General features: G+C 43.7%; 28 protein-coding genes. 6 read left to right on the forward strand and 22 right to left on the reverse strand.

Annotated features, from left to right (window positions below; genetic code table 11):
- Positions 1-12 precede the first annotated feature (12 nt).
- Complete coding sequence (locus JMN17_RS06450) at positions 13-531, reverse strand: YceD family protein (RefSeq protein ID WP_087992154.1); 519 nt, start codon at positions 529-531, stop codon at positions 13-15.
- 27 nt (positions 532-558) lie between these two features.
- On the opposite strand from JMN17_RS06450, the gene JMN17_RS06455 reads away from it, so the two are divergent.
- Together JMN17_RS06455 and JMN17_RS06460 are read left to right on the forward strand one after the other, a co-directional pair.
- Positions 559-744, forward strand: a complete 186-nt coding sequence (locus tag JMN17_RS06455; RefSeq protein WP_087992155.1) for a hypothetical protein — start codon at positions 559-561, stop codon at positions 742-744.
- On the forward strand, positions 741-1988 hold the full coding sequence (locus tag JMN17_RS06460) for a nucleotidyltransferase (protein ID WP_087992156.1): 1248 nt from the start codon (positions 741-743) through the stop codon (positions 1986-1988). The genes JMN17_RS06455 and JMN17_RS06460 overlap by 4 nt, the downstream gene beginning before the upstream one ends.
- A gap of 174 nt (positions 1989-2162) precedes the next feature.
- Here the strand turns inward: JMN17_RS06460 and ddcP are convergent, their stop codons facing one another.
- Entirely contained in the window at positions 2163-3188 is a 1026-nt protein-coding gene (gene ddcP / locus JMN17_RS06465; protein ID WP_087992157.1) for a protease DdcP, read from the reverse strand.
- Between the two features lies 1 nt (position 3189).
- Positions 3190-3972, reverse strand: coding sequence for a patatin family protein (locus tag JMN17_RS06470; RefSeq protein ID WP_087992158.1), 783 nt, complete (start codon positions 3970-3972; stop codon positions 3190-3192).
- Positions 3973-4151: 179 nt separating this feature from the next.
- Between JMN17_RS06470 and spoVV the strand changes: the two genes are divergently transcribed.
- On the forward strand, positions 4152-5378 hold the full coding sequence (spoVV, locus tag JMN17_RS06475) for a dipicolinic acid transporter SpoVV (RefSeq protein ID WP_087992159.1): 1227 nt from the start codon (positions 4152-4154) through the stop codon (positions 5376-5378).
- An 11-nt stretch (positions 5379-5389) separates the two neighbouring features.
- Here the strand turns inward: spoVV and coaD are convergent, their stop codons facing one another.
- The 8 genes from coaD to JMN17_RS06515 form a co-directional block, all read right to left on the reverse strand.
- Positions 5390-5875 carry a pantetheine-phosphate adenylyltransferase gene (gene coaD, locus JMN17_RS06480; RefSeq protein ID WP_087992160.1) on the reverse strand — a complete coding sequence of 162 codons (486 nt, stop codon included), beginning with the start codon at positions 5873-5875 and terminating at the stop codon, positions 5390-5392.
- Positions 5876-5879: 4 nt separating this feature from the next.
- Complete coding sequence (rsmD, locus tag JMN17_RS06485; protein ID WP_087992161.1) at positions 5880-6434, reverse strand: 16S rRNA (guanine(966)-N(2))-methyltransferase RsmD; 555 nt, start codon at positions 6432-6434, stop codon at positions 5880-5882.
- Between the two features lie 324 nt (positions 6435-6758).
- A complete protein-coding gene (locus JMN17_RS06490; protein WP_015715839.1) occupies positions 6759-7031 on the reverse strand; it encodes a YlbG family protein in 273 nt (90 codons plus the stop codon).
- A gap of 54 nt (positions 7032-7085) precedes the next feature.
- Positions 7086-7535, reverse strand: coding sequence for a regulatory iron-sulfur-containing complex subunit RicF (gene ricF / locus JMN17_RS06495; protein WP_087992162.1), 450 nt, complete (start codon positions 7533-7535; stop codon positions 7086-7088).
- 119 nt (positions 7536-7654) lie between these two features.
- Positions 7655-7894, reverse strand: a complete 240-nt coding sequence (locus JMN17_RS06500; RefSeq protein WP_003221368.1) for a YlbE-like family protein — start codon at positions 7892-7894, stop codon at positions 7655-7657.
- 15 nt (positions 7895-7909) lie between these two features.
- Positions 7910-8308, reverse strand: coding sequence for a YlbD family protein (locus JMN17_RS06505; protein WP_087992163.1), 399 nt, complete (start codon positions 8306-8308; stop codon positions 7910-7912).
- 324 nt (positions 8309-8632) lie between these two features.
- The gene (locus tag JMN17_RS06510; RefSeq protein ID WP_202327705.1) at positions 8633-9673 is read right to left on the reverse strand and encodes a CAP domain-containing protein; all 1041 of its coding nucleotides are present in this window, start codon (positions 9671-9673) and stop codon (positions 8633-8635) included.
- Positions 9674-9754: 81 nt separating this feature from the next.
- Positions 9755-10201, reverse strand: a complete 447-nt coding sequence (locus tag JMN17_RS06515; RefSeq protein ID WP_087992165.1) for a CBS domain-containing protein — start codon at positions 10199-10201, stop codon at positions 9755-9757.
- Positions 10202-10341: 140 nt separating this feature from the next.
- Between JMN17_RS06515 and JMN17_RS06520 the strand changes: the two genes are divergently transcribed.
- The gene (locus JMN17_RS06520) at positions 10342-10704 is read left to right on the forward strand and encodes a YugN family protein (RefSeq protein WP_087992166.1); all 363 of its coding nucleotides are present in this window, start codon (positions 10342-10344) and stop codon (positions 10702-10704) included.
- Between the two features lie 233 nt (positions 10705-10937).
- On the opposite strand, the gene ctaG is transcribed toward JMN17_RS06520, so the two are convergent.
- From ctaG to cyoE, 6 genes are all read right to left on the reverse strand, one after another.
- Entirely contained in the window at positions 10938-11831 is an 894-nt protein-coding gene (ctaG, locus tag JMN17_RS06525; RefSeq protein ID WP_202327706.1) for a cytochrome c oxidase assembly factor CtaG, read from the reverse strand.
- Between the two features lie 26 nt (positions 11832-11857).
- On the reverse strand, positions 11858-12190 hold the full coding sequence (gene ctaF, locus JMN17_RS06530; protein ID WP_202327707.1) for a cytochrome c oxidase subunit IVB: 333 nt from the start codon (positions 12188-12190) through the stop codon (positions 11858-11860).
- Positions 12191-12192: 2 nt separating this feature from the next.
- A complete protein-coding gene (gene ctaE / locus JMN17_RS06535; RefSeq protein WP_202327708.1) occupies positions 12193-12816 on the reverse strand; it encodes a cytochrome c oxidase subunit III in 624 nt (207 codons plus the stop codon).
- Positions 12816-14684, reverse strand: a complete 1869-nt coding sequence (gene ctaD / locus JMN17_RS06540; RefSeq protein ID WP_202327709.1) for a cytochrome c oxidase subunit I — start codon at positions 14682-14684, stop codon at positions 12816-12818. Before ctaD ends, ctaE begins: the two co-directional genes overlap by 1 nt.
- Positions 14685-14716: 32 nt before the next feature.
- Positions 14717-15787 (reverse strand): cytochrome c oxidase subunit II, encoded by a 1071-nt coding sequence (gene coxB, locus JMN17_RS06545; RefSeq protein WP_202327710.1) that lies wholly within the window; start codon positions 15785-15787, stop codon positions 14717-14719.
- 239 nt (positions 15788-16026) lie between these two features.
- Entirely contained in the window at positions 16027-16944 is a 918-nt protein-coding gene (gene cyoE / locus JMN17_RS06550; protein ID WP_039073848.1) for a heme o synthase, read from the reverse strand.
- A gap of 353 nt (positions 16945-17297) precedes the next feature.
- On the opposite strand from cyoE, the gene ctaA reads away from it, so the two are divergent.
- Positions 17298-18218, forward strand: a complete 921-nt coding sequence (gene ctaA, locus JMN17_RS06555) for a heme A synthase CtaA (protein ID WP_202327711.1) — start codon at positions 17298-17300, stop codon at positions 18216-18218.
- 37 nt (positions 18219-18255) lie between these two features.
- Here ctaA and JMN17_RS06560 read toward each other — a convergent pair whose 3' ends face one another.
- From JMN17_RS06560 to glsA, 5 genes are all read right to left on the reverse strand, one after another.
- Positions 18256-19689, reverse strand: a complete 1434-nt coding sequence (locus JMN17_RS06560; protein WP_202327712.1) for a cryptochrome/photolyase family protein — start codon at positions 19687-19689, stop codon at positions 18256-18258.
- 64 nt (positions 19690-19753) lie between these two features.
- On the reverse strand, positions 19754-23200 hold the full coding sequence (gene pyc / locus JMN17_RS06565; RefSeq protein ID WP_087992172.1) for a pyruvate carboxylase: 3447 nt from the start codon (positions 23198-23200) through the stop codon (positions 19754-19756).
- A gap of 74 nt (positions 23201-23274) precedes the next feature.
- Positions 23275-24486, reverse strand: a complete 1212-nt coding sequence (locus JMN17_RS06570; protein ID WP_087992173.1) for an FtsW/RodA/SpoVE family cell cycle protein — start codon at positions 24484-24486, stop codon at positions 23275-23277.
- A 205-nt stretch (positions 24487-24691) separates the two neighbouring features.
- Positions 24692-24973, reverse strand: coding sequence for a YlaN family protein (locus tag JMN17_RS06575; RefSeq protein WP_003221339.1), 282 nt, complete (start codon positions 24971-24973; stop codon positions 24692-24694).
- A 97-nt stretch (positions 24974-25070) separates the two neighbouring features.
- The gene (gene glsA / locus JMN17_RS06580) at positions 25071-26000 is read right to left on the reverse strand and encodes a glutaminase A (protein WP_087992175.1); all 930 of its coding nucleotides are present in this window, start codon (positions 25998-26000) and stop codon (positions 25071-25073) included.
- 103 nt (positions 26001-26103) lie between these two features.
- Here glsA and JMN17_RS06585 point away from each other — a divergent pair, with 103 nt between their 5' ends.
- Positions 26104-26589: a hypothetical protein gene (locus tag JMN17_RS06585; protein ID WP_087992176.1), complete on the forward strand. Its 486-nt coding sequence runs from the start codon at positions 26104-26106 to the stop codon at positions 26587-26589.
- Positions 26590-26591: the final 2 nt, after the last annotated feature.

A 26591-nucleotide genomic window follows, 5' to 3' on the forward strand; every position in this document is an offset into this window, starting at 1 on the left:
CTCCTTAAAGAGTTAAGATTCATCATCTTGTTTTAAGAGCTTTTCGAGGGCTGCAAGTCTCGGATCGACTTGATTCTTCTTGTCTTCCTCTGAAATGACTTGCCAGTCCTTTCCTTCTTGAGGAGCAGCTCCTTTTTCTTGTTCAGATTCACAAAAGATTTGCATAGGGATTTCTAAAAGAATTTCTTCTTTCACGATCGGAGTTAAGTCGATAGTATCGTCCTCAGCAATGTGAACGTCATCATCTTCTATATCATCCGTCTGATGAAATATAAACAGTTCTTTTGTTGAAATTTCAAATGGATACGCAACATCAACGAGTGTTCTTGAGCATGGCAAAATCATTTCGCCTGAAATCGCAAAATCAAACGAAACCTGTTTCGATTTAATATCCGCTCTGCCCTTCACCCGAACGGGAGAAATGCGGCGGATGTCAGAATTCAGCTTTGTCAGCTCATTTAACTCAACTGTTTCATCAAACTCAAAACTTTGGTTTGGCATTTGATGCAGCTGATAAATCGTCCATTTCATTTGTATCACCTCATGAAAGCAACAAACATGATTATAGCTTTTAAGATTGTTTTTGTCAATATTTTTTCTTTACAGCATAATGCTGCCACTCAAGTATCATTGACAGCGGTATATGCGATGCATACACTTAGAATAAAAATAAGACGTAAGAGTTTCCATTTGCAAATGTACCATACGTTTTTAAACATAGCAAGAAAGGCGGAAAAAATATGAAAGCTGTCGGATTGGTGGTTGAATATAATCCCTTTCATAACGGTCACCTTTATCATGCCCAAACAGCAAAGCGGCAAACCGGATGTGACACGGCTGTTGCTGTAATGAGCGGACATTTTTTACAGCGCGGAGAACCGGCTGTAGTGTCAAAATGGGCCCGAACAAAAATGGCGCTGCAAAGCGGAGTCGATCTTGTCATTGAACTGCCTTATCTTTATGCGGTGCAAAAAGCGGAGATTTTCGCACGCGGCAGTGTTTCCATCCTGAACAAACTTGGATGCGAGGCGCTTTTTTTCGGGAGTGAAAATGGTGATATTAAGCCGTTTATAGAAACAGCAAAGCTTATTGATGAGCATAAGCATACATTTGATCAGTGTATCAAAGAAGAACTTAAAAAGGGGGCCAGCTACCCAGCCGCGGCAGCTATCGCCTTCAGATCCATTTTACATACAGAAAATGCGCTTGATTTATCAAAGCCAAACAACATTCTGGGATATCATTATGTGACTTCCATTCTTTCCGGGGGATATCCAACGAAACCTTATACCACAGCGCGCATTTCCTCGGACTATCATGATGCCGACCTTCCTGAAGGCGAAAACCATATCGCAAGCGCCACAAGTATCAGAAAAGCGATGTTTGAACAGAATCTTGAAGCCTGCCTTCGTTTTCTTCCTGGTACATCCGCAAGTGAATTAGCACATTACCGAAAATCTTTCGGATTGTGGCATACACCTGAAAGCTATTTTTCTTACTTAAAATACAGCCTGTCGACTGTCACAGCACAGGAATTACAGCACGTATACGAGGTGGAGGAAGGCTTAGAACACAGAATTCTTCGTTCGATCAGAAAAGCCAGCTCCTACCAGGAATTTATGGAGCTTCTGAAAACAAAACGTTATACGTGGACAAGGCTCCAGCGGATGAACACGCACATTTTAACCAGAACGAACAAACAGGAGATGCATAAGCTGCTTGCCGACGAAGAGGTGCCTTATATTAGGCTTCTCGGCATGACGAAAAAAGGACAGTCTTATTTATCAGAAAAGAAAAAAGCGATGTCCGTTCCGCTTGTCAGCAAACTGTCCTCTTTCTCCCATCCCGCACTCGATCTGGACATAAAAGCAAGCAGAATCTACAGTCTGCCGATAGAAGAACCGCTGAGAACTGAATTTGCCCTGCAGGAATATGGACGTACTCCCATTCGATATGACGAGGATGAACAACGCTTTTTAAATATATAAAAAGCACCTGAGTTCAGGTGCTTCAAATTGTTGAAGTCCAGGAAGGCCGAGCATCGGAGCAGATTTCACAGGATGTAGGCAGGACGTCTGGCCGTTCCACTCCGTATTGAGCACCGACTCGCAGCCCTGACAACGAATGCGGGGGTTTATCGACACACTGAAAGCACTTGAGTATCAGGTGCTTTTCGCTTTCAGCTTATTCAAATAATCAATCGCGTCTTGCATCGTATCAATAGGCACAATCTTCATATCTGAATCAATATCTTTTGCTGTTTTCACTGCGTTTTTATAATCGGAATTGCTGGCGCCGTTTTGATTTGGGGCGAAGAAAATGTCTTTTCCAGCTTTGTCCGCGGCGACGACTTTCTGATCGATGCCGCCGATCGGACCTACTTTTCCGTCAACATCAATGGTACCGGTTCCCGCAATCTCGTAGCCTTTTGTTTCGTCTGGTTTTGTCAGCTGATTATAGATTTCCAGAGACATCATTAACCCTGCTGACGGGCCGCCGATATTTTCGATTTCAAAATCAATATCGGGCTCCACTTTCACGTTCCTGTCCGTATAGAGCGAAACTCCGATGCCTGCCCGTTCCGGCTCATCGGGAAATTGTTTTAATGTAAGGGTGATCATCTTTTCTTTTTCTTCTCTTTCAATTTTTAACCGGACTTTATCTCCCGCTTTTTTGCTGCTGATATAATCAATCAGCTTTTCAGCAGACTGATAGTTTTTGCCGTCTGCCTTAATAATTTTATCACCGACTTCTATTTTCCCTTTTGCGGGCATGTTTTCTACAACTGAGCTAGCGTATATGCCGTTAAAGGAATAACTGACTTTTTTTCCTGCCTTTTGATAGGCCGCTATGACGGCGTTTTCTTGCGAGCTTTTCATCATTTGGAGCTGCCTTTTCATATACTCCTCATCTGATTCGCCTTCTTCCTTGATGCTTTCATCAGGAACTATTTCATAATAAGAGTGAACCTTCGCCCACACATATGTAAACGGATTAGCCGGTCCCACTTTGACAGTCATTAAGGACAGACTTCCTGTTTCCGGGTAGCCTCCCTCCACTTTTATCAGTGAAGCAAGCTCTGTCGCTTCTCCCGGTTTTGTAATATAGTATGGAAGTTTTATAAATGATAAAACGGCAATCAGAATGAGGATGACAAGCATCCAGCTAAAATGTTTTTTACGAAGCAAATTATGAGCCCTCCCAATTCTCTATTTCTTTTTTTATCTTGCTGATCATTCGGTCTGTCGCTTCCTCGCCTGCCGATATCATTGCTTCAATATTAGCAAACGAGCTGGAGCTGTATGTTTCAAGAGAAGGGCGAATCATGATATCCGCGGCAATCGTTTGATGTCGCACCAATTCATTTTGCAGTATATCCATACTTTGCATAATCACATCAAAAATATGCGCCGCCGTTTCGGTTTTTCGAACCCTGGAGACATCCGAAGCGATGATAATATCAGCCCCCATGTCTTTGACAACAGAAACCGGGATTCGGTCGACGACCGCGCCGTCTACAAGAAGCCGTCCGTCCAGCTTCTGCGGAATAAAGATACCTGGTATGCTGATGCTCGCCCGCACCGCATCTGACACCGAGCCCTTGCGGAACACAATCTTTTCTCCTGTCTGTAAATCACACGCTACAATGCCCAGCGGGATTTGAAGCTCTTCGATCGGTTTTCCGAATGTATAAGCATGCACAAGCTGCCTGACGCGATCACCTTTTAAAAAACCGAGCCTCGGAACCGTATAATCAGCATAAAGCCGCCGTTTAAAGACTTTAGCGACTTTCTCCATCGTTGCCACATCGTGGCCGGCGGCATAGAAACTGCCTACCAAAGCGCCCATGCTGCTCCCCGCAATCATATCCACTTCAATTTGATGCTTATGTAAACTGGAGAGCACACCGAGATGAGCGAGCCCCCTGGCCCCTCCCGATCCTAACGCTAACCCGATTTTAGGTTTAACCAAAGCGTTAACCTCCTGCCTGAATTCCCTGTATACCGAATTCTATGGTCTAAACTGAACCCCTATGCTCGTATATTAGTACAAAGATTCAAAAGGACAGGTACTGCTTGGCCGTTTCGTGTCATACATATTTTATCATGATATACATGTGATTGGGCATTTTTAGCATCGGGGAGGTAAGAATGAACTTGTCGAAGATTCATACACTTTTAATTGCTTCGTTTTTTCTATTTTTAACAGCGACTGTCATCTCACATCCGCAGGCCTCATTCGAAGCCTCTAAAACCGGGCTTTCTATGTGGTGGGAGGTTGTGTTTCCGTCATTGCTGCCATTTTTTATTCTGTCTGAACTCTTAATCGGTTTTGGCATTGTGCGGTTTGTCGGTGTTTTGCTTGAGCCTTTTATGCGGCCGATCTTTCGCGTGCCGGGTGTCGGCGGCTTCGTTCTTGCTATGGGAATGGCATCAGGAAACCCAGCGGGAGCAAAACTCACTGCCCGTCTGCGGCAGGAAAAACAGATTTCAAGAGTAGAAGCAGAACGGCTTGCGTCGTTTACCAATTCTTCAAATCCGCTCTTTATTTTTGGCGCTGTTGCCGTCGGTTTCTTTCAAAACGCGTCATTGGGCATATTATTGGCTACCGCACACTATTTAGGGAATCTGGCTGTCGGTTTAACGATGCGTTCCTATGGACGCAAAGAAGAGCAGCATCTCAGAAATAAGAAAACGATTCCTTTTCCTTCGATCAAAGATGCTTTACACGCTCTGCATACCGCCAGACTTGCGGAAAAACGGCCTCTGGGCAAAATTTTAGGCGACGCCGTGACATCTTCTGTTCAAACGCTTCTCATGGTGGGCGGGTTTATTATTTTGTTTTCTGTCTTTAACAGGCTGTTATCCGTGGTGCAGCTGACTGATATTCTGTCTGTATTCACAAAAGGTGCGCTGACCTTGTTTCAGCTTCCAGCTCAATTGGACATCCCTCTATTATCAGGAATGTTTGAAATCACGCTGGGAAGCAAGCTTGTCAGCGAAACAGACGTTACTCTTCTGCAACAAGCCATTATCGTCAGCTTTATTCTCGGGTTTAGCGGTTTTTCTGTTCAAGCTCAAGTGGCAGGTATTTTATCGGAAACCGATATCAGATTTAAACCATTCTTTATCGCGCGTTTGCTGCAGGGCGTTTATGCCGCCGTCTTCGTCATGCTTTTATGGAAACCTCTATACACGGCATGGAATGATCCATATCAGTATGTTTTCAAATCTCTTCATAGCGGCGAAATGCCAACAGCACTTATAAACAGCTGGAATCAGCTCGTGCAGGTTGGACCTGCTGTCACATTATGCGCACTGTTTACGTACATTATCATTTGTTCTTACAGACTGACAAACGGCACAAAAAAAGGATGAGTCAAACCCCCTCATCCTTGTCTGAATTTTTGCTGAAGCGCCAGCTCTACTTCCGGCGGCACAAACTCTGATACAGTGCCATTGTATCTTGCCACTTCTTTGACAATGCTTGAACTTAAAAACGAATATTGATTGTTTGTCATCATAAAAAACGTTTCAATGGATTCATCAAGTACACGGTTTACAGATGTCCCCTGCATCTCGTATTCAAAATCAGACACCGCTCTTAAGCCTCTTAAAATCGCTTTCGCATTTTTTCTTTTTGCATAATCAATTAATAGCCCTTGCGAAGTTTCAACTGTAATGTTCGGGATATCTTTTGTCACTTCTCTCAAAAGCTCACACCGTTCTTCTACACTGAACAAAGGTTTTTTTGAAGAATTATTCAACACACACACATACACTTGTTCAAAAATATGCGCCCCGCGTCTGATGATGTCCAGATGCCCGTAGGTCACCGGATCAAAACTGCCGGGACAGACAGCTATACTCGCCACAACACTACCCCCTCTTTTTATAAATCGCTACACCTGTAAGTCCATAGGTTTCTTTTCTTGCCATCACAAGATCTCCTACAGCTTCGGGAAGCTCGACCTCTCTGTCATGCTCAGTAACGATAAATCCGTCTTCTTCCAGCATTTGATATTCGTCAATCATCGTTAAAAGCGCTCTCAGCTTTTGTTCCTTATACGGCGGATCAAGAAAAATGCCGCGAAAGGCAGTTTCTCTTTTTGCAGCAGCGTGCAAAGCCCGTTCCGCATCATTGCGGTATACCTGTGCATGTTTTGTAAGCTCCAGCGTTTTTAAATTTGATTTTACCGTTTGAATCGCTTTAAAATCACGGTCAACGAATATACAATGCTCAAACCCGCGTGAAAGCGCTTCGATTCCAAGTCCTCCGCTCCCCGCGAATAAGTCCAGTCCCCTGCCCCCGTCAAAATAAGGGCCGATCATATTGAAAATGGATTCCTTCACTTTGTCGGTTGTCGGTCTTGTTGATGTTCCCGGCACGGCCTTTAGTGAACGGCCTTTTTTTGATCCAGAAATTACTCTCATATTCCACACCACTTTTTCTAAAAGCTATTTTGTTTTTTTGTTCGGCCGGACGCCGCTATGTACATAGAAAAAAATCAATCCTATCTTAACATAAAGCATTCTTGCAAACAATGAACGTAATCTTGTTTAAACAGGTGTATAGCCAGACTGATCCTTGTCCATACTATAAACAACAGCATCTAGAGGATGTTGTTGCCAACCGCGGAGAAGACTTACGTTTCCCCATAAGTTCTTCCTCCGGTTTCTCCTCTCCCTTTGCCTTCTCCTTAACTTGTTAAGGAATAGAAGGACCCCGCAGAAGCCTGCGGGGATTTTTTTATAGAGCTATATGCCGATTTTATAATCGTATTCTTTTGCTTTATCAAGCTTTGACTCGAATTCCAATTTTAAAAACGGTTTATAAGAAGGCTCCACTTTTTTCACAAACGAGTAAGAAGCGATCTTGTCCATTGTTTTTTCAATTTGATTCATATCGCAATACAGCACGACATATTTTAAGCGTTTTGATACATAGTGCACATTTCCGAACTTCCTCAGCATTTTGCTTTGTTTTAGGGAATGCAGATACACAACCATACCCTGGCGCCTATTCTCCAATACAATCACCTGCCTGATTTCTCTTATATGTAAAAGACGAGACGGCCAGTCTCGTCAGGACACTTTGCATCCGCAGCCTCCGCCCGAACCGCAGCCGCCTCCGCACGAAGACAAACCATCAAAATAAGGGTTCCCAGTCGGAACTTTAACATGCTCTGAAACAGCTGTTCCAATCTCGACGCTAACCTCATCAAGAATAGACTGGAGCTCATTTTCAGCTCTCTTGAAGTCAGCCACCTTATCGTTCAGATCCAGCTCCCGCTTGATCTCCCTCATTTTCCGGGATATTTCTCTATAGTCAGGATGATATTTGCCAAAACGCTGTACATCCTCATACTGCTCTTTTATTTGGATAAAAGAACGAATAATCCGCTCTGCCTCTTCATCTTCCTGGAGACGCTTGTAACAATTGCGGTAGTTCTCAGCCGTCTCCGACTGCAGAATCATCTCGGCAAGCTGCTGAGCTTCACTTTGAAGCCGCACGGATTCCATCGTCGCATACATAACACGCACCTCCAGTTGTTAGTTTACCATGAAACCAGCCAATTGGAAAATCCTTAGCCGAAGCCTGAAAACAATCTCCCTGCATTTACAGCATGAAAAAAGACCCTCTTTCGGGCCTTTCAATCTTTTGTCCGCATCGCTTGAAACATTTGCATCATCATTTGCGCCATTTGAATCCCGTTCGTAAACTGGTTCACCCGGTGCGGTATGGTTTTTTCATAAAAGTTCATCATCTCAAGCTGAAAGGAGGACAGATCATCCGGTTTTCTCGAAAGCCTGCGGTACCATATCGGCTGTTCTCTGATGAATCGTTTCCGTTCTTCATTTGCTGAAATAAATTCCTGAACCTCTTTGCGCATATAAGCTCCCCTTTTTTAATCCTTTCGAAAAGAAAAAGGATGCTGTCCAGAGCCTGGCTGAGATTGCTTTTGGCCGCTCCCGGAAAATGTATGAAGAAGACTTTGCAATGATGAAATTGACTGGCTCATTTTATTGATTTGTTCGTTCATTTGATTGACATCCATTTTTTTCACCGCTGTTACCATTTTAGAGACAAAATCATTTTTTTCCGCCGTTTCTGGCACAGCATTCGCACCTTCTTCCGGTTCCCGATACGGATCCCAAATCGGGTCGCTCTCCCCGAAGAGGACCCAATTCTCATAGACGTCCTGCCAGCTTCTTTGTTCTTTACGCACTTCTTTTATCAGCTTGGGATGCTTTTTGACGAATTGTTTAAAGTCATTGATTGAATGATTGGCGTGTTGGTTCGCCACAATCCTCACCCCCTCCGAAAATGATACCTACTACAATGTATCGTTTTGTGAGGCATTGTGTTCGCCTATATTCACACCAATATCTTCATTTATTATCACAGGGAGCGCAAAGCAATTTGAGAGTCAGAATACCGCCGTTCTGCTCCGTTTTTTAAATATCGCACAGATGGCTGCTATCAGGATGGAATGTTTCTAGATTTGCCCCAACACAATAAAGGTGATCGAACGCAGGAAGAGTATCGGCCTCCTCTGTACCATCACATCCAGACCAGCCGATTATGTGGAAATGAAAAAACCGCGGAACCAACCGTTCGCGGCTTTTCATTACCATCGCTTAATAAAATTTTGGGTGTAATATTTCCGGTCTACTCCGACACCTAGATGCGTATAATCTGAATTTAAAAGCGCTTTTCGATGGCCTTCACTATTAAGCCAGCCTTCTACAGCGGCCGGGCCGTCCACATAATTGTATGCGATGTTTTCTCCCGCTTGCTGAAAGTCAACATCCCCTTCTTCTAAGCGGTCTTTCAGCGTCCCGTATTTTTTAGAAACATGGGAGAAATAGTTATTGTCCTTCATATCCTCGCTATGTCCAAAAGCTACTTCCGCCGTCGGCTGGTCCCACTCAAGCTTCGCAAGTCCATACTTGACACGTATGACATTCGTCAAATCAAATATTTGCTTTTCGCTCGTCGTTTGGATCTTTTCCCACTTATCATCTGAAACATCTTTTGATTTCATTAATTCACCGCGGTAAACAACCTCATAAGGTCTTTGCTTTACAAAGGTTTGCGCATCAAACGCCCTGATGCTGGATAGCTTCCCCTCAAATTTGTCCATATACAGCTGGACATACATCTTTCCTACCTTTACAGTCGGTCTGGTATTGATATCCTCTTCAGAAAACTCAAATCGATAAGAATTTCCTTTATACTCTACATTCACAAACGGCGCCACCTGGGTCGTCTTGAATACTTCTCCGGTTGATTCGCCAATTTTGAAAGGCTTTGCGTTAATATCATTCCCAGCTGCAAATAATGTGACCACTTTATTATTTAATACTCCGATTTGGATATATTGGTCCTTTCCTTGATTGTAAACCCACCAATCGTAATCATATGCGGAAGGGTCAATGCGTTCAGGTTTCCCAAGCTTTTTTGTTACATCATCGGCGGACTTGCCCATAAAGGACAATAACCCTGAAGTCGGCATATGTATTCGTTTGCCGCTTTGCGCTTCCTCGTTAGACACTTGAGGCTCGCTGTCATTGGATTTTTTTTCAGGAACAGATCCGTATTGAATAAACAGAACATAAGTTCCGCAAATAATCAAGAGGATAACCAGTGCTCTCAATATATTTTTCAATCTATCACCCCCGTGCGATCACGTGTCTTGCCTTACATCTCATTACAATACAGCCTATTTAACATGTCAAAGATTTATGTGTTAATGAAAAAAGCCTTCTTCTCTGTCATCACCCTCGGAAATATCCGATAAGGCGCTGCCGGCACGTTCATTCGTTTGCTCAGATAAAGAAAGATCACCAAGCGTGACGATTCCAGTCAGCTTTTTGTTTTTTGTAACGGGTATCCTTCTGAGCTGATGTGATGCCATCAAATGAAGAACCTCATCGACTGAAGCATCTTCCTCCACACTGACAGGTTTTTCGGTCATCGCGTCAGTGATTTTTTGCGAATTCGGTTTTTTTATAGCGATTCCTCTTAACACGAGATCCCGGTCGGTCACGATGCCAACAAGGGTTTCTCCATCCTCATCTACTACCGGAACCGCACCTATATTGGCGTCCTTCATCTTTACTGCAGCTTCATATACATTATCTAATACCGTGCAATATTGCAAGTCGGCTGTCATCAGATCTTTTATTTTTGTCATCTGTATAGCCCTCCTTTAGTCTAGTGCTATTTTCGTCAAAATTTATTTTTTGCATACTTTCAAAAGAAGAAGATTCATTGAAAGTTTAACGCTTTCATACTATGATTGTCAGGAAAGGTAATTTTTATAAGGAGGGGTCAGTGTTGAAGTTTACTGAAAGCGGGCTTGAAGGAGTAAAGGCTGAGCTCAGCTGGCTAGACGACTTGATGGAAAGCAAAGGTCTCATAAGAGCGGGTCAATGGGATTACGAAAGAGTCACCTATGACAGAAAGTTTTCGACGATTGAGGGTACGTTTTACCTGCGGATACCAGGCATTGCGGCTGAGGGCGATGTTGGAAGCGGCCGCGCCGTGATTCAATTAATGCCCCCTCTCTTAGGCAAGCATTACTACCCGCACGGAGTAGAATATGGAGAAACGGAAGAGTTTCCCGTACAGGTTGTAACAAAAAGCAAGGCACTGATTCAGGACATATCCGACATGTTAAAAACAGTTCAAATGTAATGAAAAGGAACAGCATCTTCTGCTGTTCCTTTCAGATTGGTTGACAAAATGCAAAACGGTTTTGATTTTAGCATTTTGTCATCTTTTCAGCGTGAAAACCCTTGAAGTCTAGAAAAGGAGAGCATTGGAGCGGAGCGAATGTTTTCATTCGTGAGCGCCAACGCGCAGACTTGACAACGAATGCGTGGGTTTGTCGACACGCTGAAAAGGTACAGCACCTTCAGCTGTACCTTTTATGATATCGTCTGGTGAATATACGGCGGTTCCTCCTGCCCGTCCTTTTCTCTTTCTTTCTTCACCCATTGAAAAAAAACAAGCGCCAAAAAAGTGCCGTACACAATTTCCTGAATGATTTTCATCATGACTGCTCCGAGTTGCTGATCCTCCAACAAAGGGAGTGTATTGAACATCTCCGGTCCTGTTAATGGGACCTGCCCCATCATATCCGCAGGCACACAAAGCTTCATTGCCTCAGCCCACGCAGACGGGTCTGTATAGGTCGCGTATAACGGCGCGCCGCTGAACATGATCAGCGCGCAAGCAGGCGTGAGCAGCATACCGTCCGCCATAATATATCCTAGCTTCATCAAGCCGCTGAGCTGCGGGAGACGCTCTACCTTATGAACAAGCGGCCACCACATCAAAAACGCCAGTACAAAGATGAGCCAAGTCATTAATGTATGATAAAACGGATCCGTTTTGACAGTATCAAATATAAGCGGAACATGATATAACGAAAAAATGCCGTTAAACAAAAGCAAAGCAATTAAAGGTGTCGAAAAGAATGAAAAAACCGGTTTAATGGCGGGCTTGAAAATAATTTTTTCCCAAAGCCATGCAGGAATTCCCGCAATCAATAGCGGCGGGACGACCAAATACAGGACAGCCATTTGCACCATATGAGCGCTGAACATAATATGGCCGAGCAGATCTACCGGACTCCCCTCTGCTGCATATAAAAACAGCATCGCCGATAGAAAGCACACCATCTCTTTACCTGTTATCCGTTCTGGCTTTGAAAACATTCGCCAGTAAAAATAGAGATAAAGCACCGTAATACCCAACAGGATACAAAAAAGATAAGGGCTCCACATCGCGCGAAACCCAAACACATCTAACTGACTCATTACTTCACCTCCGGCGGCTGTTCACATTACCACCATATAATTGTGACAAACGCAAGCACCGTAATAAACGCGACAAACATGCCTGAATACAAAAACAGTGCCGGCGCCTCATGCCCTTTTTGATTCATATGCATGAAATAATACAGTTGGAAGATGACTTGAATTGCAGCAAGCAGAATAATGAAAGGAATCGTAAACCAGCTGGCGACACCGTCCGTTGCCACAGTCAGAAAGGCAACAATCGTTAGTCCTATCATTAAGCCAAAAGACAGAACCTGATATTTCATCTCCTGAGCATGCTTCTTTTTCTTAAATTCAAGGCCGCTGTTGATATGCCCCCTGCTTTTTTTACCGACCATGTTTATCCCACCATCCCCATTAAATATACAACGGTAAAGATGAAGACCCACACGACATCAATAAAGTGCCAATACAGACTGGCAACATAAAACTTAGGCGCCGTATACAGGTTCAGTCCCCTTTTGGCATTGCGTATCATCAGCGTGCTGATCCACATAAGCCCAAATGCCACGTGAGCGCCGTGTGTACCGACAAGCGTGTAAAACGCGGAACCGAGTGCAGAGCTTGTGATGGTAAAGCCAAACTCATGGGTGTAATGCTTAAACTCATAGATTTCCAGTCCTAAAAATCCCGCCCCCAATAAGATCGTAATTCCCAGCCAAAGCTGCATTTTACCGAAGGAAAAGTTCTTCATGTGGTACATCGCGTACACACTCGTTAAACTGCTTGTTAATAAAAGCATTGTGGCGATAAACACAAGCGTCACATCAAACATTTCCGTCGTAGGCGGGTCACCGGCGTTTGAATTCCGGAGTGCGAGAAACGTGGCGAAGAGAGACGCGAACAGAACTGTCTCTCCTCCAAGGAAAAGCCAAAAGCCTAAAAATTTATTTTTCCCGTCCAGTGTTGCTTTTTCGGGAGAAGCTGGAAAGGTTTCTGCGGTGAATTTTTCTTCGATTTGCATTATGCCTTCACCCCTTTATCATCGTTCGGCAGTTCTTCTTTATGAATATGATAGCCGTGATCATCAATGACTGAGCGAAGCAGCATCGTAATAAATGTGATACCGAGTCCGATAAAAATCACCGGCAGGCCCCAAGCGTGATCGGTTCTGTACATCAGTCCGAACGCTGCGACAAAGAGGCCGAAAGAAATAATGAGCGGCAGGATTGAGCCGTTCGGCATATGAATATCATCAACCGGTTCAGCCGGCGTCATTGAGCTGTGTCCTGCCTGCTTCTCAATCCAAAACGGATCAAGCCCTCTGACAAAAGGAAGCTGTTTAAAATTATACTCAGGCGGCGGGGAAGAAACAGTCCACTCAAGTGTACGTCCGTCCTGCCATGGATCGGCTCCGACATATTCGCCTTTTACTGATGTCCAAATGACATTGACCAACAGAAGAATAACTGCTGCCGCCATAAAAAACGCCCCGATTGTACTGATCAAGTTGCCGGTTTCAAGACCCTGGCCTGGTAAGAACGTATAAACCCGGCGCGGCATACCCATTAAACCGACAAAATGCTGAATGAAAAACGTAAGGTGAAAGCCGATAAAAAACAATACAAATGAAATTTTCCCCATCGTCTCATGCAGAATTTTACCGAACATTTTCGGCCACCAGAAATGCACACCCGCTAAAAGGCCGAATACCACACCGCCAATAATGACGTAGTGGAAATGCGCCACCACAAAATACGTATCATGGAACTGATAATCAGCAGCAGCCGCTGCCAGCATGACTCCAGTTACACCGCCGAGCACAAAGGACGGTATAAATGAGACGGCATACAGCATAGCGGTCGTATACTTTACATTTCCTCCCCAAATCGTCAAAAGCCAGTTGAAAATTTTAATCCCGGTCGGAATCGCGATAGCCATTGTGGCAACCGCAAAAATCGCATTTGCAATCGGTCCGAGACCTGTCGTAAACATGTGATGGACCCAAACCATAAAACCTAGAAAGCCAATGAGCACGATGGCAAAAACCATTGATGAATACCCAAACAAACGCTTTCTGGCGAACACAGGAATGACCTCTGAAAAAATACCGAATGCAGGCAAAATCAAGATATAAACCTCCGGGTGGCCAAAGATCCAAAACAAATGCTCCCAAATGACCGTATTCCCGCCAAGCTCTGGATTAAAAAAATTGGTGCCGAACAGCCGATCCAGCATCATCAGAGCCAATCCGGCTGTAAGCGGCGGAAATGCAAACAAAATCAATGCCGAAGCCACAAATGTCGTCCATGTAAACAAAGGCAGCCTCATGTACGTCATGCCGGGCGCCCTCATGTTAATAATCGTGGCCAAAAAGTTAATCCCGGCTATCAGCGTCCCGAGCCCCGATATTTGCAGTCCGAGGACGAAAAAGTCTATGCCGTGCCCTTCAGAATGAAGCGAAAGTGAGGCATATGACGTCCAGCCCGCATCTGGCGCTCCGCCCAAAAACCAGCTTAGATTTAAGAAGATGCCCCCGAAAAAGAAGAGCCAAAAACCGAGTGAGTTTAAAAATGGAAACGAAACGTCACGAGCCCCAATCTGCAAAGGCACGACCGCATTCATCAAGGCAAATAAAAGCGGCATCGCAGCCAGAAAGATCATCGTCGTCCCGTGCATTGTCATGACTTCATTGTACGCTTGAGCACTGAGAAAAGCATTTTCCGGCTTTGCAAGCTGAATTCTGATAAACATCGCTTCAATTCCGCCGACAAGAAAGAAGAATCCCCCGGCGATTAAGTAAAGAACCGCGATTTTTTTATGGTCCACCGTCGTCAAATAATCCCAAAGTATAGATCCGCGCGCCCGCTTTTCTGTAAGCGTGTTCAACATATGCGACCTCCCCTAATATCTCCCTTTCTTTCCTACTTGCTTTCCGTTTTTAAGCCTTTTAAGTATTCATAAAGCGCATCTGTTTCACTGTCTGAGAGCTTCGGATATGTTCCAGTCATTTTGTTCCCCGGTTTTATGCTCTCAGGATCCTTCAGCCAATCCTTCACATTTTCTTCGTTAGCGTCTTTCACCCCTGCCACTTTTGCCCTTTCACCGAAGGTCGCTAAGTTGGGGGCCGTTCTTGCTGCTTCTGCCCGCTTATCATTCGGCTCGACCGCATGGCAGCTCATGCAGTTCTTCTCTTTAAAGAGTTCTTCGCCCTGCTTAGCCAAATCACTCTCTGCTGTAGACTTATAGTTTTTCATTTCTTTTGTCCAGCCCTGAAATTCTTTTGCAGACATCGTCTTTACCTTAAAATCCATCAGCGCGTGTGAAGGGCCGCAAAGCTCTGCACACTTTCCAAAAAACATATCTCCTGCCTCTTTGCTTCGTTTTGAATCAAATGTCAGGAAAAACTTATTTTCATTATCCGTATTCGTATCAAGTTTTCCTCCAACTGAAGGAATCCAGAAGGAATGTTTTACATCTGAGGCTTTTAAATTAAAATACACACGCTGGTCTGTCGGCACAATCAGCTCCTGACTTGTGATAATCCCGTAATCAGGGTATTCAAACTCCCACCAATATAAATTTGCCCGGACATTGACTACAAGAGCATCCTCAGCTTTGCGGCTTTTCTTATCCATTGGTGATGTATCTGCTAGCTCTAGCGTATATAGTACGACAGGGATCACAAGAATAATGAGCAGCAAAATCGGGATCACGGTCCATGTGATTTCTAAAAATTTGTTCCCCTCTACCTGTTTCGGTATCGTATTCTCACCGACCCGTGATCTTCTGAATCTCACAATCACATAAAAGAAGATAACAGATACTACTGCAACAACAACCACCATAATCAATGTACTGAGCACTGTCAGGTCATACTGTTTATCAGCCACCTCGCCAGCAGGCTTGAGCGTGGATAAAAAAGGTTTTCCACATCCGCTTAATAGAAGCGGCACTAAGGCTAATAATGAAATAAGACGCCAATGCTTTACCATTTCACCCAACCCCTTTTCTGGTCAATACAAAGGCGGAGAGCAGATCGAAATTCGTCGCAATCCAGCCTATCACCAATAAAGCACTTACATTTCCACTTCTCTTAAAATATGAGTTTTTTGACTCAAAATGCCATCTATGTATAAAAGTAAAGCCGCCTGATTAAACAAAAGGTCAAGGCGGCATTTACTAGTTGTCATCGATTATTTTGAAGCGATAAAACAAGCAATGTATCTATTTTTTAAAAAAGAGTCAAGACAACCATGGCAACGAAATAGATTGTCATGTAATTGAGCGAGTAAATGAACATCTGCGTTGCCCACTTCATGATATTTTTGGTGCGGAGGCCCATCAAGCCGAGAATCAGCCAGCCGATATTTAACAGCAAGCCGAGAATGACAATCGGCAGGCCCAAGCTTCCAAGGAAAAACGGAAGTGGCATCAGGCACGCAACCCACACAATAATTTGTCTTTTTGTCACTTCAAATCCGTATACGACAGGAAGCATCGGAATATTTGCAGCTCTGTAATCCTCAGTTTTCTTAATAGCCAATGCTAAAAAATGAGGGATCTGCCAAATAAATAAAATCATGAATAATACCCATGCCACGACACCGATATGCCCTTCCACTGCCGTCCATCCAATAAGTGGCGGAACAGCGCCGGAAACACTTCCTACTACTGTGTTAATCGTATAGCGGCGTTTCGTCCACATTGTGTACAATACAACATACGTAAAGACTCCGATAAAACCGATAACAGCAGCCATGACAGTTGTCATCAGCAGCATGATCAATCCTAAAGCAACCAGCAAAATTCCGGACCATAACGCCTGATTCGGCTGAATTTTACCCGTAACCGTCGGTCTTACTTTCGTGCGCTCCATCAGATGATCGATATCCCGGTCATACCAGTTATTGATCGCGCAAGAGCCCGCAATAATCAAAGATGACCCGATTAATGTAAGAAGAACGGTGTTTATATTGCCTAAAAAACTCAAACCGGAAATATGCAGTGCAAGCCACATTCCAGTAAAAGTCGTGATGAGATTGGAATTGACGATCCCTATTTTAATAAGGGACAGAAAATCTTTCCATGCCGTTGTTTCTTCAATTTGTCCGTCTATAGCTGTATCATTTATGATTCTGGAGTTAGCCATAACGTAAACCTCCCTTACAAACCTAACGCAGGACAATAAAAAACCTGCAACTCTATCATACAAGATAACATCTTGTAAAAAAACATCCTATTAAATATTAAACGACAAACAGGAATTTATTTGTGAACTTTTTATGAATTTTACCAAAGATAAAGGCAATTGCGAAATTGGCAGTGCGTTTACCTTATTTCTATCAGACCCGGCATGAATAATCAAGTGTACATTTTTCGGAAGCCGCCATTCTATTATATTTTTGTGAACAAAAGGCTCTAAGAATTGCCTCAAAACACATATTCGCTTACACTTGGAACGTATATAAAATCGCAGCAGTATGTTAAGAAGGTGAATATTAAATGAATAAAGCATTAAAAGCTCTCGGTGTTCTGACAACATTTGTCATGCTTATTGTTTTAATCGGGGGAGCCCTCGTTACAAAAACAGGTTCCGGCCAAGGATGCGGCAGACAGTGGCCGCTGTGTCACGGCCGTTTTTTCCCTGAATTGAACCCGGCTTCAATTATTGAATGGAGCCACAGATTCGCAAGCGGGATTTCTATTATCCTTGTGTTAAGCCTTGCGTTTTGGTCATGGAGAAAAATCACGCCGATTTTCCGTGAAACAACGTTTCTCGCGATCATGTCTATTATCTTTTTATTTCTACAGGCACTGCTTGGCGCATTGGCTGTCGTATTCGGTTCAAACGCGCTGATTATGGCGCTTCACTTCGGCATCTCATTGATATCTTTCGCTTCAGTGCTTATTTTGACGTTGCTTATATTTGAAGCTGACAAATCAGTTAGAAAACTGGTTAAACCGCTTAAAATCGGCAAAAAAATGCAATTTCACATGATAGGAATATTAATATATACCTATATCGTTGTGTATACAGGCGCATATGTAAGGCATACAGAATCAAGTCTGGCATGTCCTGATGTGCCGCTATGCAGTCCGCTGAACAATGGACTTCCGACTCAATTCCCTGAATGGGTGCAAATGGGCCACAGAACAGCAGCATTGCTCTTGTTTGTATGGATTATTGTGGCCGCTGTTCATGCTATTACTTCCTATAAAGATCAAAAGCAGATCTTTTGGGGCTGGATCTCATGTCTTATTTTTATTACATTACAGGCACTGTCCGGTATTATGATCGTGTATACTGAACTGGCTCTGGGCTTTGCTCTTGCCCACTCGTTCTTTATTGCCTGCCTGTTTGGCGTTCTATGCTACTTCATATTATTGATTGCACGGTTCCGTTATGAATCCAGACAATCATAAAGATTTTAGACCAAAGCTTCCAGTGCTTTGGTCTTTTTTATGTCATATTTTTTGCCGTTTCATATGTTTCAATGGCCAGCCTCCGCTGAACTTGATGATCAATGAGCGGATTCGGATAATCCTCGCCGATGATGCAGGATGAACTCCCTTCAATTTGGGGCGTCATTTTCCATGGGACGTGAAGAAATTCATCCGGAATATGTTTCAATTCGGGAATGTATCTCTTAATAAACAGCCCATCCGGATCAAACTTCTTAGATTGGATGACAGGATTAAATATCCTGAAGTACGGTACAGCATCCGTCCCGACAGAAGCAGCCCACTGCCACCCGCCAATGTTAGATGCAGGATCGTAATCAATTAATTTATCAGCAAAATATGCTTCCCCGAGACGCCAATCGATTAAAAAGTCCTTAACGAGAAAAGAAGCAGTGATCATGCGAAGCCGGTTATGCATCCAGCCTTCTTTGTTAAGCTGCCTCATCCCCGCATCAACGATCGGAAAACCAGTGCGCCCTTCACACCACGCTTGAAACAGCTTGTGATCATGATTCCAGCTGATGTTGCGGAACCTCTCATCAATTTCCGTCTCAGCCATGTGCGGATGAGCGGCGTATACCATGTTGTAAAAGTCGCGCCAAGCCAGCTCCTTGATAAAAACGTCCTTCGCTCCTTGCGGCGACTCATGCTGCAGTACTGCATAATATACCATACGCGGTGACAAGACGCCGGTTTTTAGAAACCGGGACAGCTTGCTGGTGCTATTTGCAAAAGGAATGTCTCTATTTTTATGGTACATTGACAGCTTTTCATCTATAAATCGGAAGAGAGCCTCTTTTGCAATGGAGGCATCAACATGCACCCAGTGTCTTTTGCTGGACTGCACAAGATGTTCCAGCACCCGTTCGCCCTGATTAGATAACGACTGATTTCTAATCATCTGCGTTGAACATAAAAAATGAGGATCGATCTCCATCATTTTCGGCTTTTCAGCCCTTGACCATGATCTAAAATATGGCGTAAACACCTTATACATACTGCCATCTTGTTTCACGATGTCGTCCGCACCGTGAATATGTGCATCTGTCCACGGCGAAGGATAAATCCCGTTTTTTCTTAAAAACGCTGATACTTCATGATCCCTCTGCGCTCCGTATCCTGCGTCATCCTGATTATAAAAAACCGCATCAATTTCATATGCATCCATCAGCCTGCGAAACATATGTATCGCTTCAAGATAAAAGATGTGCAGATAGAGTCCCTTTTGTCGCGCTTCATTTGTAAAAACAGAGAGTGTCTTAAAAAAATATTCGTGACTCATATCATACTTCATATCTACAAAGTGAGGATCGATCTGAAAGATCGGAAGCAGACCAGCCTGTTTTTGTTTTGAATAGGAAATAGCTTTTGACAGTGCTGTATTGTCTTCAAGCCTTAAATCTCTTCTAAACCACACAATGACAACTTTCATTTGTTTCACTCCGCTTTTTTCTAAAAAACAAGAGTGTATATCAAATGATATACACTCCGGTTTATTATGCTTTTTCAATTTCGATAAGCAGATCTCCCGTTTGGATCGGCTCGCCATTTTTCACATGAACCTGCTTGATTGTTCCTGAGAAAGGCGCCTGAACCGTTGTTTCCATTTTCATCGCTTCATTAATCATTAAGTGATCACCTTTATTGACTTTTGCACCTGCCTCAGTCAATACCTTAATAACCGTTCCAGGCATGGAGGCTGCGATGTGGGTTGGGTTTGTCCGGTCCGCTTTCAGCTTTTCCTGAACGGAAGACTTAATGCTTTCATCTTTAATGACAACTTCACGCGGCTGCCCGTTCAGTTCGAAATAAAGGACGCGAGTGGCATCAGGCTGAGGCTCGCCGATTGAAATCAGCTTAACGATCAGCGTTTTTCCGCGCTCAATTTCCACTTCTATTTCTTCACCCAATGTCATGCCATAGAAGAATGTCGGTGTATCTAATACCGAAATGTCTCCATAGCTTTCTGCCGTTTTCACATAATCAGAGAAGACTTTAGGATAAAGGGCATACGCAATAGCATCTTGATCTGAAATCTCCAAGTTATGCTGCTCTTTAAATTCCTGTTTGATCGCTTCAAATGATACCGGCTCAAGCAGTTCTCCAGGTCTGACCGTAATTGGCTCCTGCCCTTTTAAGATCAGTTTTTGGAGTTTTTGCGGGAATCCGCCATGAGGCTGGCCGATATTTCCTTTGAATAGCTCAACAACTGAATCAGGGAAATCCAATGATTCGCCTTTTTCGTACACGTCCTTTTCAGTCAAGTTGTTTTGTACCATGTAGAGCGCCATATCTCCGACGACTTTTGAGGAAGGCGTGACCTTCACGACATCGCCGAACATATCGTTGACGCGTCTGTACATTTCTTTGACTTCATTCCAGCGGTCACCCAGGCCTACTCCCTTCGCCTGCTGCTGCAGGTTGCTGTATTGGCCTCCAGGCATTTCGTGTTCATATATTTCAGTATGCGGCGACTTCATTCCGCTTTCAAATTCGCTATAGTATTTACGCACTGACTCCCAATATTGGGACAGCATTTCAACACCTTGGACATTCATTTCCGGGCGACGGGCGTTGCCTTCCATCGCATGATAAAATCCACTCGCACTAGGCTGAGACGTTAAACCCGCCATTGAGCTGACCGCCACGTCTATGATATCAACGCCTGCTTCAACGGCTTTCGCATACATATAAATACCGTTTCCGCTCGTATCATGCGTATGCAGGTGAACCGGAATATTGATCGTCTCCTTCAATGCAGAAACGAGTTCATATGCAGCCTGCGGTTTTAACAGCCCCGCCATATCTTTAATTCCGAGAATATGGGCTCCGGCCGCCTCAAGCTCCTTCGCCATCGACGTATAATAAGCAAGATCATATTTCGTACGGTTCTTATCAAGGATATCTCCCGTGTAACAAATCGCGGCTTCTGCCACTTTGCCGGTATCACGAACCGCATCAATAGCTAATGTCATCCCTTTTACCCAGTTTAAGCTATCGAATATACGGAACACATCAATACCGGATTGAGCGGATTGCTTCACAAATTCTTTAATCACATTGTCCGGATAATTCGTATAGCCGACTGCGTTTGATGAACGAAGCAGCATCTGGAATAAGGTATTCGGCACTTCCTTTCGAAGGTCCTCCAGACGCTTCCACGGATCTTCTTTCAGGAATCGGTAGGCTACATCGAAGGTCGCGCCTCCCCACATTTCCATGCTGAATAGCTCAGGCCATAAAGCAGCCGTCGGATTCGCGATTTTTTTCAAATCATGTGATCTGAATCTCGTTGCCAATAAGGATTGGTGTGCATCCCTGAATGTTGTATCAGTTAAAAGGACAGATTTCTGTTCCTTCACCCATTTTGCAAGACCTTCTGCACCTTTTTCATCAAGGATTTGCTTTGTTCCTCTTGCAGGCTCCAGATCAGCGTCCGCTTTTACGTGTATTGGCTTGTCAAACGCCGGTTTTTCTTTTTTCCCGATTCCAGGGAACCCGTTCACTGTCACATTGCCGATGTACGTGAGCATTTTCGTGCCGCGGTCTTTCTGTTTAGGGAAAATAAATAGCTCAGGTGTTGTATCAATGAAGGACGTATCATATTGTCCTGTCAGGAATTTATCATGTTTTGCAACGTTCTCAAGGAACGGAATATTTGTTTTAATACCCCTGATTCTAAACTCCTGAAGGTTTCGGACCATTTTGGCCGCCGCCTGTTCAAATGTTAAAGCCCAAGTTGAAAGCTTAACGAGAAGTGAATCGTAATACGGGGTAATTACGGCGCCTTGGAAGCTGTTGCCGGTGTCTAGCCGGACACCAAAGCCGCCGCCAGAGCGGTAAGCCATAATTTTTCCTGTATCGGGCATGAAATCATTCTGCGGATCTTCAGTCGTTACCCGTGACTGAATTGCATAACCGATTGTAGAAATGTCCTTTTGCTGTGGAATATTTACTTTTTTGCTGTGAAGACTGTGCCCCTGGGCAACAAGGATCTGTGTTTGGACAATATCGACACCGGTAATCATTTCTGTAATTGTATGTTCAACTTGAACGCGCGGGTTTACTTCAATGAAATAGAACTCGTTGTTCGCGACAAGGAACTCAACCGTGCCGGCGTTTATATAATCCACATTTTTGGCAAGCGCAACTGCCGCTTCGCAAATTTGATCTCTCAACTCAGGTGACAGCGAGACACTCGGCGCTACTTCGATTACTTTTTGATGGCGTCTTTGAACAGAACAATCCCTTTCAAAAAGATGAACCACGTTGCCCTGCTTGTCTCCAATGACTTGAACTTCAATGTGCTTAGGGTTTTCAATCAGTTTCTCTACATATACTTCGTCATTGCCAAAGGCTGCTTTTGCCTCTGATTTTGCACGATCATATGCTTCTTTTACTTCACTTTCACTTCTGACAATTCTCATGCCGCGTCCGCCGCCGCCAAGAGAAGCTTTAATAATCATCGGATAACCGTGCGTTTGTCCGAATTGTTCGACGGCTTCAAGCGTTTCTGCAGGACCATCGCTTCCCGGGATTACAGGAATTCCGGCTTTTTCTGCCTGTTCACGCGCTTTCACCTTATCACCAAACATATTTAAATGTTCAGAAGTAGGACCGATGAACACAATGCCTTCTTCTTCACAGCGTTTGGCGAAATGTATATTCTCAGATAAGAAACCGTATCCCGGATGGATTGCATCCACTTTGTTTCTTTTCGCAATATCAATGATACCCTCAATATCCAGGTAAGCATCAATCGGTTTTTTTCCTTCGCCAACCAGGTACGCTTCATCTGCTTTATAACGATGATAGGAACCGGAATCTTCTTTTGAATAGACCGCAACTGTACGAATATTTAATTCTGTACAAGCACGGAATATACGGATTGCAATTTCTCCCCTGTTTGCTACTAACACTTTTTGTATAGATTGCTGTGACAAACTTTTTCCCCCTTACCCGAAATGGAATATAATCTATCATAAAGGAATATCCTTCCCATGTACACACTTGTTTTTTACAGATAAACAGTTTTTTCAAGCTGTTTCTTCTTCATTCCCTTTGACGCCACGGGCTCTTTCTTTTTCTTATTCTCTGAATATTTCACAAACATACTGATATTGGCTAATATTCCCATACTCGCCAGCAGCAGCACTAAAGAAGACCCCCCGTAACTGATAAACGGCAGCGTAACTCCTGTAATGGGAATTAATCCGCTGACACCGCCAAGGTTAACAAACGATTGGATGGCGATCATGCTTGAAATACCGATCGCTAGAAGACTTCCAAACGGGTCCTCGCACTTTCTGGCTATATAAAAGCCTTTTATGACGATAAACCCCAATAGAATAATCACAAACAATACCCCAAAAATACCAAGTTCTTCGGCAATGACAGCCATAATAAAGTCAGTATGCGATTCAGGAAGATAACCGTATTTTTGAATACTTTCACCTAGTCCCATACCGAAAATACCGCCTGATCCGATTGCATAATAGGAATTAATCACTTGCAGGCCGGATGAATCCGCATATTTAAACGGATCTTCAAGGCTCTCAAAACGATCTAAACGCTTTTCTGACAGGATTTTATCCTTGTTTAAATAAATAATCGGACTGACCAAGAGTAAAACAATCCCCCCCAGTAAAATAAGCCTTGCCAGAGTCTTCCCGCTGAAACCGGAACACAAAATCATGCAAGCCGCAATTAATCCGATAATCGCCGCAGTTCCGAAGTCAGGCTGCATAGCGATCAAACCGCAAAGAATGATTGTCATCACCACCGGAGGCGCAACTCCCGTTAACAGATGATCAATATAGCTTTGTTTTTTGGCGTATACGGCTGCAAGGTACAATATGACCACTAGCTTGACAAATTCGCCCGGCTGCATGCTCAGTCCGCCAATTTTAAACCAGCTTTGCGCGTTTCCGGCAACATGTCCGAATACGAACAGCGAAATGAGCGCAAAAACAGAAACAAGCAGCATTCCCTTCTGAAACTTTTGGTGAGCCAGTGCTTTGTAAGGAAACAAAGCCATGAGAATAAAAAGAGCGCCACCCGCAAATAAAGCAAACAGCTGCCTCATGAAGAAAAAATTACTGCTTACGTTATAACGAGAAACAGCCGTAATCATACTTGAACTGTATACCATCACTAAACCGAATCCGCATAATAAAACAATTGCGAATATCAGTGAGTAATCATAAGATTTCAGCATTTTTTTTAACATAACATCCTCTTCCCTGCTTCCAACTTCCATTATCTATGGTTTTTATGTATTGATCTTTTTTATTTTACTACAATTTATCAAACGAGATGAAGAATCTCTATACGATTCGCAAGGAATGTGTAAAAAAAGACCGTCTCCGAGAAGGTAGGAGAAAATGTGCGGTTATAAAAAAACCCAAACTGTTAACAAGTTTGAGTTTTATCATTTATTTACCTGTAAACGCGTCATGCAAAGCAGACAATTCGCGCTCCAATGTGTATAAAAGGTCTTTACCGTCTTTTTCATCAACCAATCCCAGGCGGACAGCAAAATCGATTTCCCTCGAAAGCCCGAACATTTGAGTATCTAATACCTCTTCATATAGAGGACATTGAGGCATCGTTAAGTTATCCATTTGTACTCGGATCAGCTTCAAAATCTTCTCAGCGTCAACTTTTAAGAGCTCAAAAGCTTTTTGCCGATGGTCAACTATCATCTCTGAAGCCAAAAGTATCCCTCCGTTCCCCAGGCGAGTACCTAATTCTTCTATTTATCATAAAGGGTATCAGCAGAAAATGCAAGAGGATTTAAGCAGATGACATAAATTAAAAAATACTCAGTTTGTACATTTCAGACATGATTTCCAAAAGCTTCACACCCGCAATGCTGTTCCCTTTTTCGTCCAATGCCGGGCCAAAAATACCAATCCCGAAATCGTATGGCGAAATGCCCATAATCCCTCCGGATACGCCGCTTTTCGCAGGAATTCCGACCTTAATTGCAAATTCGCCGCTTGCATTGTACATTCCGCACGTCACCATAAATGTTTTGCAAATTCTCGCAACATCTTTTGAGATAACTTGCTCCCCAGTCTCGGGGTGTCTGCCGTTCAGCGCAAATACAGATCCGATTTTCGCCAAGTCCAGACTGTTCATTTCAATCGCACATTGCTTCGTGTATAAATCCATTACCGCTTCTACATCATCTTCAAAAATCCTGTACTGTTTCATATAATAACACATTGCCCGATTAATCATCGACGTGCTGTATTCGGATTCAGCCACTTCCCGGCAGTATGTAATCTGTTGGTTGTTTGTCAGCTTTCTGATAAAAGAAAGTAAATAATCAAGTCTCTCTTTTACCGTTTTCCCTTTAATCAAGCTGGTCACTACCAATGCCCCGGCATTGATCATAGGGTTTAACGGCTTGCTCGGATTCACTGTTTCAAGCTTGATAATTGAATTAAACGGATCACCAGTCGGCTCCTGTCCGACATAGCTGAAGACCTTCTCCTTACCGTATTCCATTAATACCAAAGCAAGCGAGAGCACTTTCGATATACTTTGAAGCGTAAATGTTTTTTCCACGTCACCCGCTGACAGACAAGTAGTATTGGAATAATAAATCGCCACTGACAGATCGTGTTGATCAGCTTTTGCCAAGGCAGGAATATAACTGGCTACCTCCCCCTTGTCCGTCATCTTTTTCGCTTCGTTCACTAAGGTTTCAAGCTCGTCATTATGCCGGCATACCATGCAACCACCCTCGCTCCCTGAGCATTTCAATACACATAATTTGTACACAAAGTGACAATTCATGCGAAAACTTTTATAATTTTGGGAGAAGGGGGTCATAACCATGAGTGTTATACAAGTAAAAGGCAAGGTTACATATCCGATCACCATCGATCCGAGCGTATGGATTTTTGATGATCGCAAATTTTCGTTTGAACGCAAAGGGGACAGTCAAGACATACATTTACAATCAGTCGGGGATGAATCCGCGCTTGACCCTGAACGCGTGATCAGAGAGGGCCGGATTGCACCGCCGACATTAAAGACGGAAAAACAATACGAGAAGCAAAAACTGATGAACGGCAGTTTTGCCATGAAACTTGGGACTGTCCTGAAAAACGCTGAGCCTCTCAGCTCCGCGACACAATGCGTATTTGTCACAAGTTCGAAAAAGACCGCCGTTCCTCTGGAAACCGCACTGAACAGTATTGTCCATTTCAGTGAGGCAGGCAAGCCAATCCAAGAAGGCGGCCCCGTTCATATTTATTTTGAAGATCCAGTTGATCACGATCAGCCGATCACCGATATAAAAGAAATTGAAATCATGTAAGC

The organism is Bacillus sp. RHFS10, assembly GCF_016757475.1.
GTDB lineage: Bacteria > Bacillota > Bacilli > Bacillales > Bacillaceae > Bacillus > Bacillus subtilis_G.